The sequence below is a fragment of the Flavobacterium flavipigmentatum genome, from assembly GCF_020911905.1.
Classification (GTDB): Bacteria; Bacteroidota; Bacteroidia; order Flavobacteriales; family Flavobacteriaceae; genus Flavobacterium; species Flavobacterium flavipigmentatum.
The window spans coordinates 253,302-267,792 of sequence record NZ_CP087133.1; the positions used below are offsets into that span (position 1 = coordinate 253,302).

At 35.1% G+C, this 14,491-nt stretch carries 10 protein-coding genes; 8 read left to right on the plus strand and 2 right to left on the minus strand.

Annotation, left to right across the window (positions count from 1 at the left end; translation table 11 throughout):
- Positions 1–5: 5 nt before the first annotated feature.
- Positions 6–3,224, minus strand: coding sequence for a SusC/RagA family TonB-linked outer membrane protein (locus LNP22_RS01270; protein ID WP_229974959.1), 3,219 nt, complete (start codon positions 3,222–3,224; stop codon positions 6–8).
- Between the two features lie 710 nt (positions 3,225–3,934).
- Between LNP22_RS01270 and LNP22_RS01275 the strand changes: the two genes are divergently transcribed.
- The 6 genes from LNP22_RS01275 to LNP22_RS01300 all read left to right on the plus strand — a co-directional run bounded on the left by LNP22_RS01275 (position 3,935) and on the right by LNP22_RS01300 (position 12,692).
- Complete coding sequence (locus LNP22_RS01275; protein WP_229974960.1) at positions 3,935–4,321, plus strand: hypothetical protein; 387 nt, start codon at positions 3,935–3,937, stop codon at positions 4,319–4,321.
- A 165-nt stretch (positions 4,322–4,486) separates the two neighbouring features.
- A complete protein-coding gene (locus tag LNP22_RS01280) occupies positions 4,487–5,014 on the plus strand; it encodes a DUF3347 domain-containing protein (protein WP_229974961.1) in 528 nt (175 codons plus the stop codon).
- A 4-nt stretch (positions 5,015–5,018) separates the two neighbouring features.
- The gene (locus tag LNP22_RS01285) at positions 5,019–5,579 is read left to right on the plus strand and encodes a helix-turn-helix domain-containing protein (protein ID WP_229974962.1); all 561 of its coding nucleotides are present in this window, start codon (positions 5,019–5,021) and stop codon (positions 5,577–5,579) included.
- Positions 5,580–5,759: 180 nt separating this feature from the next.
- On the plus strand, positions 5,760–8,300 hold the full coding sequence (locus tag LNP22_RS01290) for a heavy metal translocating P-type ATPase (protein WP_229974963.1): 2,541 nt from the start codon (positions 5,760–5,762) through the stop codon (positions 8,298–8,300).
- Between the two features lie 9 nt (positions 8,301–8,309).
- Positions 8,310–10,556: a multicopper oxidase family protein gene (locus LNP22_RS01295; protein ID WP_229974964.1), complete on the plus strand. Its 2,247-nt coding sequence runs from the start codon at positions 8,310–8,312 to the stop codon at positions 10,554–10,556.
- Positions 10,557–10,859: 303 nt separating this feature from the next.
- Positions 10,860–12,692 carry a family 10 glycosylhydrolase gene (locus LNP22_RS01300; RefSeq protein WP_229974965.1) on the plus strand — a complete coding sequence of 611 codons (1,833 nt, stop codon included), beginning with the start codon at positions 10,860–10,862 and terminating at the stop codon, positions 12,690–12,692.
- Between the two features lie 107 nt (positions 12,693–12,799).
- On the opposite strand, the gene LNP22_RS01305 is transcribed toward LNP22_RS01300, so the two are convergent.
- Positions 12,800–13,252 carry a DUF4442 domain-containing protein gene (locus LNP22_RS01305; RefSeq protein WP_229974966.1) on the minus strand — a complete coding sequence of 151 codons (453 nt, stop codon included), beginning with the start codon at positions 13,250–13,252 and terminating at the stop codon, positions 12,800–12,802.
- Positions 13,253–13,482: 230 nt separating this feature from the next.
- Between LNP22_RS01305 and LNP22_RS01310 the strand changes: the two genes are divergently transcribed.
- Positions 13,483–13,962, plus strand: a complete 480-nt coding sequence (locus tag LNP22_RS01310; RefSeq protein WP_229974967.1) for a DUF4870 domain-containing protein — start codon at positions 13,483–13,485, stop codon at positions 13,960–13,962.
- Positions 13,963–14,155: 193 nt separating this feature from the next.
- Positions 14,156–14,491 (plus strand): PadR family transcriptional regulator, encoded by a 336-nt coding sequence (locus LNP22_RS01315; protein ID WP_133507917.1) that lies wholly within the window; start codon positions 14,156–14,158, stop codon positions 14,489–14,491.

Sequence of the window (14,491 nt, forward strand, 5' to 3'; positions counted from 1 at the left end):
TTTAATTAGAAACTAAGGTTTAAACCAAAAACAAATTGTCTACTACGTGGATATGCTGAATAATCAACACCTGGCGTAAGTGGAGTATTTCTTCTTGTAGAAACCTCTGGGTCTGGACCTGAATAATTGGTAAGAACAAAAACATTTGTTGCTGTTACGTAAGCGCGTAATTTTGTAGCATGCAAAGCTTTAACCAAAGAACTTGGCGAAGTATATCCTAATGTAAGTGTATTCAGTCTTAAAAAAGAACCATCTTCAACTGCCCAGTCACTAAAAACGAAGCGGTTCATATACGGAGACCACATAGTAGTGTTGGCATTAAGTGCTGTTAAAGCTGCAGGATCTGTAACCAATTGACCCGTTTCTGTATCTAAATTAGTCCATCTTTTACCATCGGCCATTTCCGAACTTAAATTTCTGTACTGACCATTTTCGTTAGAAGTAGTGAATTCAATTTTATTTGCGTTATAAATATCATTTCCGATACTGTAGTTGAATGCAGCCGAAAGATCAAATCCGTAAGCATTGGCATTAATTGCAAAACCTCCTGTACTTTTTGGATTGGCATTTCCAATGATGGTAAGATCACTATTATTTACCAAACCGTCTCCGTTGATATCTTTCAATTTCATATAACCTGGCTGTACATTCCCTACAACGGTTGAAGCATTTGCAACACCCGCTCTCAGGGTATAAACTCCTGCATTATAATCAAAGTCTGACACTTCGTAGCGACCATCATTTTTGTAACCGTACATCAAACCTATTGGAGAACCCACTCTTACTGTATAGTCATTGCCAATTTGAGTAGATGCCCAGTTGGTGTTTGTACCAAAGTCACTCATCACTCCAAGAGAGTTAATTCTGTTTTCATTCACACCAATATTAAAAGAAAAACTCACCCCATAATTAGGTCTTTCCAGAGCCACAACATTCAAAGTAGCCTCAAAACCTTTATTTTGAGTTTCTCCCATATTTCTGTATTGATTATCATAACCCGTTCCAGCTACTGGAAAGAGAATTAAAAGGTCTTTGGTTACATTTTTATAAACCTCTAAAGATCCTGTTACACGGCTTTTAAAAAAGTCAAAATCAAGACCTAAATTTTGCGTTACAGTTGTCTCCCATTTCAAATCTGGATTAGCCAATGTTTTAGAAGCAGCCAAGAAACTATTTACTCCGTTAATCCAAGTAGTTGTTGAAGAATCAAAATTCTGAACTGTTTGTCCTACTGGAATGTTATTGTTTCCAGCCTCTCCATAACTCAATCTCAGTTTTAACAAATTAATCCAAGAAGAGTTTTTCAAGAAGCTCTCTTCCGAAAGTTTCCAAGCTACAGCTGCTGCTGGAAAATACCCCCAACGATTACCACCTAAAAATCTGCTAGATCCATCGGCACGATAAGTAGCTGTTAATAAATAACGATCTTTAAAATCATAATTCATACTACCAAAAAACGAAAGTAATTTATCGTCTGGACTGTAATAATTATCGACAGAATTTGGTTTTCCCTGAGTAGTCAGTTTTTGTGCTGTATCAAAGTCAAAAAGTTTTGGAAAACCATGAATGGTAGTAAATACTTCGTTTGAACGCGAATTAATCATCTCTTGTCCACCAAGAACTTTTAAATGATGATTTTCTCCTATTACTTTTTTGAAATCATAACTAAGTGTATTGGCATTTCTAAATCTGTAATCCTTACGATCCCCAATAGTTAGCGCAGGCATTCCTTGATTTTCTGAAGATGGTATGTTACTCACATAATACGTACTGCGTCCGTAAAAACGATAATCCTGATAATTATAATTATCTGCTCCTAATTCTGTTTTAAATTGAAGATTATCAATTATTTTCCAAGAAAGACTTCCTAACATATTGAAGTTTTTTCTAAGCTGCTGACGATCTGTATCTGTAACAGCCACAAAAGGATTTACAAGATAGCTGGAAAGCGCTTCGTCTGTGTTATCTGTTGTTAAACCTGGTAGCGGAATTGGAGAATAACCAACACTGTGACGCAAACGGGCATCTGCAGAAGAAACCTCTCTTTGTTCGTTAACTCCACCACCATTTATTTCGGTATCAGAATAACGTACTGTAAAAGCAAGATCTACTTTGTCTGAAGCTTTACTGTTTAAAGCCAATGATAAGTTGTTTCTGTTAAAATCAGAACCCACCATAATTGCTTTTTCATCATAATGTGCATAATTAAAATTAAAACTGAATTTATCAGAACCACCACGTATTCCTAAATCACGGCTTTGCACTTCTCCCGTACGTCCATAAATTTGCTTTTGCCAATTATCGCCTTTTACACCATTGTATAAATCTCTATCTTGCCATTTGCCAAAGTATTTTTCATAAGAACTTACATCTCCGTTAGTTCCGTCAAGTAAAGCATATTCATATTGCCATTTTACAAAATCTTCAGTTGGAAGCACATCAATTTGATTGGCCAAATTTTTCATGCCATAAAACATATTATAGTTGACAGACAAAGCTCCATTTTTACCTCTTTTAGTCGTGATAAGAATAACTCCATTTGCACCTCTCGAACCATAGATTGCGGTAGCCGAAGCATCTTTTAAAATAGTTTGAGATTCTACATCTGCCGCTGCAACATCATTCATACTGTTTACCGGAAACCCATCTACTAAAATAAGTGGAGCGCTATCTTGAGTTAGTGACGTACCTCCACGAATTCTAATTTTTATATCAGAATCCGGAGATCCCTCAGATGAAGTGACTTGTACACCTGCAACACGGCCTGTAAGTGCCTCAGCTAAATTTGCAACTGGATTTTTTCTTAAATCATTTCCAGAAATTGTAGCAACCGAACCCGTTAAATCAGATTTTTTTACGCTGCTGTATCCTACGACTACAACTTCATTTAATGCATTAGAATCTTCAAGCAGCACAATATCTGCTTTAGTTTTACCTGCAGCAACAACTTCTTTCGTTTTAAAACCTATGAATGAAAAAGTCACCACTGCTTTTGGACTGGTAAGTTTTAATTTATAGCGTCCGTCAAAATCAGTAGAAACACCATTATTTGTTCCTTTTTCTAAAATATTAACACCTGGTAAGCTCATACCTGTGGCATCTTTAACAGTACCTTCTAGGGTTAGATTCTGCGCATTCATTTTATTGCTCGCCAGTAAGCAAAGCAAGAAAACAATTGCAAAACAACAATTTGTTCCTTTATTAAATAAATCTTTACAATTCATGGTTTATTGTTTAAGTTATTAATCTGTTATTGGTTTTTATTTTCCTTATTTTTTGCTATTTCTGTTTAAAAAACAGCTATTACGTTATAGTAACATTGTTTTTTCTAATTCTCTGAAGCATGTAACAACAGTAAATAGTATCATTTTATCTTAAAATCAATTTATGTAATCGATTGCACAAACATAAATATTTTTTTTATACGAAAAGTAAAAATTCACAAAAATTTCATAAAATAATTTAACAATTAGAAATAAATTAGCTTATTTATATGACATGTGTAATTTAAATAGCAAATAAATATTAAATATCTTTTTATTATTTCACCATTTACTACATTTAAAGTGAAAAAACAATCGATTACACAATAAAATATTATCATATTATCAGGTTTTTGTTCTTGCCAATTATTAATTTAAACAATGGATCATTTTATGATTATCTAAATAAACTTTAATTATAATATTAAGAGAAGATTTACAATTACAATTCTAACTAGAGAACAACTTAATCGAAAAGACATTTTACACAATTCATTCTACATCAAAAAATGGTTTACGGGTTTACATTCAAGAAAAAGCTATTCTGATTTACATATCGATAAGAATAAAAAAGATAAAACCTGCTGATGTTAAAAACGTAACATTTGAAATCTTAAAAAGATAGCAGCTCTCAAAAAAAATATCTAACTTTGTCATTCAAAACATTTTCATTGCTAAAAAGAATTTACATATTGTTTTTTGTCTTAGCTCTTGGCTTCTCTTTGATGCCCAATATGAGTTTTGCTTGCGAAAAAAAATCTGAAAAAAAATCATGTGAGCAGAAAATGACTTCAAGCGAAGAAAAAACAACTGCTGGCAAAAAAGAATGTTGCACACAAAATCATGATTCTGACAAAGATCAGCACGGTTGCAACGGAAAATGTGATCATACAAACTGTACAACAACGGCTACGCTATTTAGTTTGGTCGCAGAAAACAAATTTGAATTCACAAATAATCTCTTTAATTTTTCTTCAGAAAAATCTGTTTCATACCATAAAACTGCTTCTATTTCTGCTGGTTTTCCTTCTATTTGGTTGCTACCAAAAATAAAATAATTGCATTCGTAACAGCCATAATTGTGTTTATGAAGCAAAACGCTAGCAAAAAACATTAGATTTTGGCATCTATTCCTTTTTGAGACAATAACGCTCAATTACAATTTTAAACTAAAATTATTAATTTCGAGAATGATTTAAATTCTCTATCAAAATTTATATAAAATGAAAAATTCAATAACAACTATAGCAATTCTACTTACATTATTTTTATCTGCCAATACTATTCAGGCTCATACTAAGACATCAAAAACCATTATTTTTGAGGTCGCTGACTCGCAACTTCAATCTGTTTACGATGCTTATTTTACTGTAAAAGATGCCTTAATTAAAAGTGATGCTAAGTTAACCTCCGCGAAAGCGAAAGATTTACTGACCGCAATTACAGCCATAAAAATGGACAAACTGAGCAGCGATGAACATACCGTTTGGGTGAAAGTGGTTAAAAAATTAACTGCTGATGCCAAAAGTATTTCGACAAGTACTGATCTTAAAAAACAACGTGAAACTTTTAAATCAGTGACTAAAAGCACTTATGATTTGATAAAAGTTTCTAAATCAAATGAAGTAGTTTACAAACAACATTGCCCAATGGCGGATGCAGACTGGTTGAGCAAGGAAAAAGCAGTAAAAAATCCGTATTACGGTTCTTCGATGTTGACTTGTGGAAATGTGGTAGAAACGATCAAATAAATATATGATACTCTACATCAAAAACATGGTGTGTGGTCGATGTAAAATGGTGGTGAAGTCTGAGTTTGATCAACTCGGACTTCCTACTATTTCTGTTGAACTGGGCCAAGTTGAACTAAAAGAGGCAATTACTGAAAGCCAAAAAGAAATATTGTTAAAAAATCTGCAAGCTATAGGTTTTGATATTATAGATGATAAAAAAAGTATAACGGCCGAGAAAATAAAAAATCTTATTGTCGATTTGGTTCATCATAAAAATAATGAGCTCAAAATCAACTTATCTGATTATTTGGTCGAAAACCTTCACCAGGATTACAGCACATTAAGTAATTTGTTTTCAGAACTCGAAAACATCACTATCGAAAAATATTTTATAAGTCAGAAAATAGAGAAGGTCAAAGAATTATTGGTCTACAATGAACTTTCGCTTAGCGAAATTGCCGATATTTTAAACTATAGTAATGTAGCACATTTGAGCAATCAATTTAAGAAAGTTACGGGCTTTACCCCTACCCATTTTAAGCAGTTGAAAGACAAAAAACGGATTCAGATTGAGAATTTGTAAAAACAATATCTCAAAAAGTCGCTAAAACGAATCTGCGACTTTTCGAGATTATAAAACAGCGTAGTAGCTTTCTGTAATTATCTATTTTTCATAAATCTTACAAATCATACACAAAATTATACAACCCTAAGTAATCGTTACTTCGGAAATTTGCATTGTAATACTTTAAAAGATAAGACAATGACTCATCAATATACTATTTCAGGAATGTCGTGCGATGGCTGTCGTACCAAAGTCGAAAAAACTTTGAATACCATTGAAGGAATTCAGGCAGAGGTTACCTTAAATCCTCCCTTGGCCACTATCACAATGGAGAAGCATGTTCCAACCGAAAAATTTCAGGAAGCCTTAACCGAAGTAGGAAAGTACACTATTGAAATGTATTCTTCTAAAAAAAATTCAGAAACTCCCGTTAAATCTTGCTGTTCCACTCAGAAAAAAGAAAATCACGCTGAACATCTTCACAAAAAAGAAACAACTGCAATTCACAATCACAATACCGCTGGAGTTTATTATTGCCCAATGCATTGCGAAGGCGACAAAACGTACACTAAAGCAGGCGATTGCCCTGTTTGCGGAATGGATTTAGTTCCGCAAGTTACCCAAAAGGCAGCACAATATACCTGCCCGATGCATCCCGAAATTGTTTCGAACGAACCAGGTGATTGTCCAATTTGCGGAATGGACTTGGTTGCGATCCAAACTTCTGAAACAGACGAAAACACAGCTTACAAAGATTTAGCAAAGAAAATGAAGGTGGCTACATTATTTACGCTGCCCATTTTTATTATTTCGATGTCAGAAATGATTCCGAATAACCCTATTTACCATATAATGTCTGTTGCAAAATGGAATTGGGTACAATTCTTATTTTCAATTCCGGTACTTTTTTATGCAGGCTGGATGTTTTTTGTCCGTGCTTACAAATCGATTATTACTTGGAATTTAAATATGTTTACACTAATTGGAATTGGAACCAGCGTAGCCTTCTTATTTAGTGTTTTAGGAATGTTTTTACCAGATATTTTTCCTGTTGAATTTAGATCACATCACGGAGCCATTCCTCTTTATTTTGAAGCCGCAACCGTTATTATCACCTTGGTCTTATTAGGACAATTATTAGAAGCCAAAGCCCACGGACAAACTAACGGAGCTATAAAAGAATTATTAAAATTAGCCCCAACCCAAGCAACTTTGGTAGCAGAAGGAGCAGATAAAGTAATTTCTATTCACGATATCGTAAAAGGAGATTTACTACGTGTAAAACCAGGAGAAAAAATTCCCGTTGACGGAAAAATCACGACCGGAGAAAGCAGTATTGATGAAGCCATGATTACTGGAGAACCAATTCCTGTGGATAAAAAATCTGGCGATAAAGTGATTGCAGGAACGATAAACGGAACAAAATCATTTGTAATGATCGCAGAAAAAGTAGGTTCAGAAACCATGCTTTCGCAAATTATTCAAATGGTAAATGATGCAAGCCGCTCAAGAGCTCCGATTCAGAAATTAGCCGATCGAGTGGCCAAATATTTTGTTCCTACTGTTGTTATAATTTCTATACTAACCTTTTTTGTGTGGGTAAAATTTGGTCCAGAGCCCGCTTATATTTATGGTTTAATTAATGCTATTGCCGTATTAATTATCGCTTGCCCATGTGCTTTAGGATTGGCAACTCCAATGTCGGTAATGGTAGGTGTTGGGAAAGGAGCGCAACACGGAATCCTGATAAAAAATGCCGAAGCTCTAGAAAACATGAACAAAATAGAAGTGTTGATCGTCGATAAAACAGGTACAATTACTGAAGGAAAACCATCTGTAGAAAAAATCTATGCTGTAAATAATGATGGAGATTTCTTATTGCAAAATATCGCCTCACTTAATCAACATAGCGAGCATCCTTTGGCGCAAGCAGTTGTTGAATTTGCTAAAAGAAAAAATCAGACTATTCTTGAAGTTCCCGACTTTGAAGCCGTTGCCGGAAAAGGCGTTATAGGAACCGTCAATAATTTAAAAGTAGCATTAGGAAATAAAAAATTAATGCTTCAGGTTGGTGCTTCCATTTCTCAAGAAATTGAAAATAAAATTATTGCCGAACAAAATTTAGGCAAAACAGTTTCTTATATCGCGATAGACAACGTTGTTTTGGGTTATGTAAGCATTACGGATGCCATTAAAGAAAATAGCGCAAACGCAATCAAAAATTTAATTGGTCAGGGTGTCGAAGTGATTATGATGACAGGTGATAACATTCATACCGCAAAAGCAGTAGCAGACGATTTACATCTGAGCTCTTTTAAAGCCGATTGCCTTCCCGAAGACAAATTAAAGGAAATCAAACGTTTACAAGCCGAAGGCAAAATCGTAGCCATGGCTGGGGATGGAATCAATGATGCTCCTGCTTTAGCGCAAGCGAATATTGGAATTGCAATGGGAACCGGAACCGATGTTGCCATAAAAAGCGCTAAAATAACACTTGTAAAAGGAGATTTAAACGGAATTTTAAAAGCAAAAAAACTAAGTCATGCAGTCATGAAAAACATCAAGCAAAATCTATTTTTTGCTTTTATATATAATGTTTTGGGGGTACCAATTGCAGCAGGAATGCTCTATCCCGTATTTGGAATCTTGCTTTCGCCAATGTTGGCGGCATTGGCCATGAGTCTGAGTTCGGTTTCGGTAATTGTAAATGCGTTACGATTGCGAAATCTAAATCTTTAAAAAAATTATATGAAACTGCATACTATTATTATTTTTATTTTGATAACTGTTAGTGTAAAAGCCCAAAAAGTGATTCGTTATGATTTGCACGTTCGCGACACTTTGGTACATTTTTCTGGAAAAGAAAAACGCGCTATCAGTGTTAACGGACAAATCCCGATGCCGACATTAACTTTTACCGAAGGCGATATTGCAGAAATTTATGTGCATAACGATCTAAAAAAAGAAAATACGGCCTTGCATTGGCACGGATTATTCCTGCCCAATAAAGAAGATGGAGTTCCGTATCTGACTCAAATGCCCATTAAACCGGGCACTACACACAAATATACTTTCCCAATTATCCAGAACGGAACGTATTGGTACCACAGCCATTCGGGTTTGCAAGAACAAATTGGTTTGTACGGACTTTTTATCATCAACAAAAAAGCAGCCGATTCAACTTTTAGAAAAGGAATCGATGATTTACCAACAGTTCCCGTTATTTTAAGCGAATGGACGGATCTAAAACCTGAAAATGTCCAGCGAATGCTGCACAATGCCAACGATTGGTTTGCAATAAAAAAAGGCACAACACAAAGTTACGCCGAAGCCATCAAAAAAGATCAGTTTTCGACAAAAATCACCAACGAATGGAAACGCATGAATGCCATGGACGTTAGTGATGTTTATTATGAAAAATTTTTAATTAATGGAAAAAATGAAGATCAGTTGCCGCAATTCAAAGCTGGTGATAAAGTTAGATTACGAATTGCCAACGGAGGAGCTTCAAGTTATTTCTGGCTGACTTACGGAGGCGGAAAAATAACTGTTGTTGCCAGCGACGGCAACGATGTCGAGCCCGTAGAAGTTGACCGACTGATTATCGCCGTTTCTGAAACCTATGACATTGTGGTTACGATTCCTGAAGAAAAAAAATCATTTGCTTTTTTGGCTACAGCGGAAGATCGAACGGGATCTGCGTCATTATTTTTGGGAAGCGGAACCAAACAGCCTGTTGCACCTCTTCCAAAATTAAAATATTTTGAAGGGATGAAAATGATGAATGACATGATGAAAATGAATGGTGAAATGAACGATATGGGCATGAAAATGTCTCTAAACAAAATGGACATGAATGCTGTAATGTATCCTGAAATTTCGGGAGATGATGAATCTGAAAAAGTTAAAAATCATTCTGGCCACAATATGGAAGGCATGAAAATGACAACGGAAGAAAGCGATACAACAGCTGTCGCCGAAATCACAACTCTTAATTATGGAATGCTGAAATCTCCAACCAAAACTACGTTGCCAAAAGAGGCACCGGTAAAAGAATTGCGTTTTGAATTGTCCGGAAACATGAATCGGTACGTTTGGAGTTTAGACAATAAAGTGGTTTCTGAAACCGACAAAATTTTGATTAAAAAAGGTGAAAATGTTCGAATTGTGTTGTACAATAATTCTATGATGCGTCATCCGATGCATTTGCATGGGCACGATTTTAGAATTTTGAATGAACACGGCGATTATTCTCCGCTGAAAAATGTGATCGATATTATGCCAATGGAAACTGATACCATAGAATTTCAGGCAAATGCAGATGGTGACTGGTTTTTTCACTGCCATATTTTATACCACATGATGGCTGGAATGGGGCGTATTTTTAGTTATGAAAATTCAGCTCCAAATCCGCTGATTCATGATCCGAAAATGGCGTATAAAATGCTAAAAATGGATGATCGAATGTTCCATTTTATGGCTGAAAATGATTTTGCTTCCAACGGAAATGATGGAGAAGCAATGTTTAGCAACACGCGCTGGAGCATTGGCACCGAATGGAGATTGGGTTATAATGACAAACACGGTTACGAAACAGAAACACATATTGGCCGATATATTGGCAAAATGCAATGGCTGATGCCTTTTATAGGTTTTGACTGGCGCTATCGTAAAATGGAAATGGGCGACAACGAGCAAAATATTTTTAATCAATCCAGCACCAAAGACAATCGCTCGGTTTTTAGTGCGGGTATCGAGTATACTCTGCCAATGCTTGTAAAAGCTCAGGTTGAAGTTTATACAGATGGAAATTTGAGAGTTCAGTTTGAAAGAAAAGATATTCCGCTTTCGAGACGTTTACGAATGAATGTTATGTGGAATACCGACCGTGAATATATGGCCGGTTTAAAATATATCGTGGCCAGAAACTTCGGAGTCACTACGCATTATGATAGCGATATGGGAGTTGGTTTTGGGGTTAATCTGAATTATTAGAAAATTATTACAGAAACCCGTTGGATGCAACTTAGATACAAATTCGATAAAACGTCTCAAGAAATTGAGGCGTTTTTTTATGGTTCCATTTTCTCTTCTTATCAAAAATAATACGAATTCAAATGTTGTAACTGCTAGTAAAATAAATATTTCGTTATTATTTTTTGCGTTATTTTGCGTTATTATACTTTAAAAACAATAAAAATGCATTATAAATTGTTGCTTTTAAAAATATTTATTAAGTTTATCTCTTGAAAATCAATCAACAAACTAAAAAAACCACAAATTTTAAATTAATTCAACATGCAAAAAATTACGCTACCAAAACTAAAGACTGCTTTTACTAGCTGTCTTATTTTATGCTACTTCATTGCAAATTCTCAATGTCCACAGGACAATGAATTTAGCAAAGTGACCCCAAAAAGGGATTTAAGAGGCGTTTTTCTTCCCACCGTATTCAACCTGACATGGCCAACTACCAAAGGTACTACTCTCGCTACGCAGCAAGCACAACAAAACGAGTTGATTACTATTTTGGATCACTTAAAAACCAATAATTATAATACTGTTTTTTTGCAAGTTCGCCCAGCAAGTGATGCACTTTATGTTTCTGCGATAGAACCTTGGTCTAATTATTTAACAGGAACTGAGGGAACAGCACCAAACCCAGTTTGGGATCCTTTGACATTTGCCATCAACGAATCACATAAGCGCGGGCTCGATTTACATGCTTGGATCAATCCTTACAGGGCTAAAAACGGTACTTATGCCAACGCATCCAATCACCCGATAATTAAAAACCCTTCTTGGGTATTTACCGCTTCCAATAACGCTAATCTAAAGATTCTAAACCCAGGAATTCCGCAGGTAAGAGATTATATCGTATCGATTGTACAGGATATTGCAACACGATATGATGTAGACGGAATACATTTTGATGATTATTTTTATCCTAGTGGTGCAATGACAGCTGCACCAAACAATCAGGACAATCAAGCTTATATTGACAATAATCCCGCTGCACTTAGTCTGGGAGATTGGAGGAGAGAGAATGGCAATAAAATGATCACAATGGTTTACGACGCCATACAGGCAATTAATACCAACCTGAACAAAAACATTGTTTTTGGAGTAAGCCCAACAGGAATCTGGAAATCTGGAACACCAACGGGCATATCTGGAAATTCTACCTATAATGATTTATTTTATGATCCGATTGCCTGGTTAAATGCTGGAAAAGTTGATTATCTGGCCCCACAGTTGTATTGGAAAATTACTGGTGCACAAGATTATATAAGCCTTTCGCAATGGTGGAATGACCAAGTAAAAGCAAAAAACAAACAATTATATGTAAGTCAGGCCTATTACAAAATGGACGATTCAAATAACTGGCTTTCAGCTGAGTTACAAAATCAGACAATTCAAAACAGAGTGGCCTCTATGAATGCCACTTTTGGGCAAATCGCTTACAGCTATACCTCAATAAAAAACAATTCTAAATCAATCAACACTAATCTTCTTGCTGCAGAATACAAATACAAATCTTTTGCTCCCCCAATTACTGGCAAAGATGCCATTTGCCCGAACCCACCAACTAATATTAAAATTAATGGAACAACATTAAGCTGGGATACTCCAGCTGCTGCCGCTGATGGGGATTTACCTTCAAAATATGTGATTTATGCTTTTAGCAATACCGCCGAAGCGGTTACCAATAAAGATGATGGTTCGAAAATAATTGAGATTACAGCAGGAAATCAATACACTTTAACGCAAAACCAAGTGGATACCAAATTTATAGTAGTTACTTCTCTAGACAAAAACAATAATGAAGCTGGTACTTACAGCCCTAATTTAGGAAATGATGATTTTGAATTGAAGAAAAACCAATTGTTTAGTGTTTATCCAAATCCTTTCAGCGATGTCTTTACAATTGAGTTGAATAACGCATCCTTTAACAAGGCAAGAATAACTATTTTCGACCCAAGTGGAATACAAGTATGGCAGCAAGATTTTGAAAGCAGATTAGATTCAAAAATTCTTGTACAGCCAACCAATGTTGAGAGCGGCATCTATTTTGTTCGGATAAATTTTGAAAATGGAAGCAGCGAAAGTTTTAAAATAGTTAAAAAATAACAACTTCTTTTTACTCAATAAAAATGCCCCTAAAATTGAATAGCCCCCAAAAAGTCAGAGACTATTTGGGGGCTTTTTATGTGCTCCTTAATTGATTTCGGAAATTATTATTTCAGGCGAACGCTCCATTCAAAATCCATTTCTGAGACCTGAATGCCTTTTTCGTCAGTTCCGATAGATTTCATCCAAAAGGTTTGCCCCTCGCCTGTTGCGATGGTTTGTTTGATGGCGTCGGCTATGAGATGACCGTCATTGCAAACAAAAGTGATTCTTCCGGTTGCTTTTTTGGTAAAGTTTCCCTTGTTATTGGCTACCAGCATAGAAATTTTTCTCCCACTTTCTTGAATTTGTGAAATTACCAATGCGCCAGTTGAGAGTTCGGCAGCCATAGCTTGAACTGCAAAATACATCGAATTAAACGGATTTTGGTTGATCCAACGGTGCTTTACACTTACTTTACAGCTTTCTTCGCTAATTGCTTTTACGCGCACCCCACAAATGAAGGCAGATGGTAATTTGAATAATACAAATTTGTTAAGTTTTGAAACTGAAATTGCCATTGTTTATCTTTTTTAGGTAAAAATACAAAAAAACTATGCACGCACAACAAATTACAGTTACTTTCAGAAGAAGCCAATAAAATCGGGGATTTATGATAGTTTTCAACAATCTAAAAGCATATTTAAAATTTTTAAAGTGTTAAAATTTTGTTAACATTTGGTACTATGCGAAACAAAGTACTGTCTTTTAGATATATATTTGCATAAGAAATTACTATATACTTTTAATCATGGAAACATCAACACCACTCATCATGGAAAACACATCAGAAAAGAATATTGCAACGTTCACACACTTAAGCACTTTAAGTCAGTACTTCATTCCGTTTGGGAATTATATTTTTCCGATTTTAATCTGGACAAATTACAAAGGAAAGTCAGAATTTGTGAATCACCACGGGAAACAGACCTTAAACTTTCAGTTAAGTTTATTGCTTTACACTTTAATTTTGGCTTTGATCGCTATTCCGATTTTTGTCGCAGTAGTGTTAAAAAACATTCCAATTGAAGCATTTATGCACAATGAAAACTACGTAATCAGAAACTTTAATTTTGAAGGAAATATTGGATTATTAAGTATTGGTGCGACAGCGGTTTTACTTTTTGGGCTATTAAAAATTGTGGAGTTTTTCTTAGTGATTTATGCTGCTATAAAAACTTCAAACGGAGATTTATATAAATATCCAATGACGATACCCTTTATAAAGTAATCCGTAAAAAGATTAAAAGTTATTTTGAAATACAAGAGCACTAGCCCTGATAGAAGCGGCATCCTTTTTCTGGCTCCTTTAGCCAGAAAAAGATACAGCGAATAGCAGGAAACAGCTCCTAAAAAAACAATCATCAATCATCATCATCAATCAAAAAACGAATTGTTCAATCTAAAAAAAACAAAATGAAATTATGAACATTGAAAACACAAAAGCACAGATGCGCAAAGGTGTTCTTGAGTTTTGCATCTTATCTGTATTGAAAGAAAAAGATGCCTACACCTCAGAAATATTAGACACTTTAAAAAACGCAAAATTACTAGTTGTTGAGGGAACGGTTTATCCGCTTCTGACTAGATTAAAAAACGACGGCTTACTTAATTATCGATGGGAAGAATCGACTTCAGGGCCACCGCGAAAATATTATGGATTAACCGAGATAGGACAAACTTTTTTAAACGAACTTAGCGGTACCTGGACAGAATTGTCTGATGCTGTAAAACTAATCACCAATCAACAAAACCAATAG

Coding starts and splice junctions, on each gene's coding strand:
- LNP22_RS01270 (WP_229974959.1), bottom strand. CDS start 3,224: ATGAATTGTAAAGATTTATTTAATAAAGGAACAAATTGTTGTTTTGCA.
- LNP22_RS01280 (WP_229974961.1), top strand. CDS start 4,487: ATGAAAAATTCAATAACAACTATAGCAATTCTACTTACATTATTTTTA.
- LNP22_RS01285 (WP_229974962.1), top strand. CDS start 5,019: ATGATACTCTACATCAAAAACATGGTGTGTGGTCGATGTAAAATGGTG.
- LNP22_RS01290 (WP_229974963.1), top strand. CDS start 5,760: ATGACTCATCAATATACTATTTCAGGAATGTCGTGCGATGGCTGTCGT.
- LNP22_RS01295 (WP_229974964.1), top strand. CDS start 8,310: ATGAAACTGCATACTATTATTATTTTTATTTTGATAACTGTTAGTGTA.
- LNP22_RS01300 (WP_229974965.1), top strand. CDS start 10,860: ATGCAAAAAATTACGCTACCAAAACTAAAGACTGCTTTTACTAGCTGT.
- LNP22_RS01305 (WP_229974966.1), bottom strand. CDS start 13,252: ATGGCAATTTCAGTTTCAAAACTTAACAAATTTGTATTATTCAAATTA.
- LNP22_RS01310 (WP_229974967.1), top strand. CDS start 13,483: ATGGAAACATCAACACCACTCATCATGGAAAACACATCAGAAAAGAAT.
- LNP22_RS01315 (WP_133507917.1), top strand. CDS start 14,156: ATGAACATTGAAAACACAAAAGCACAGATGCGCAAAGGTGTTCTTGAG.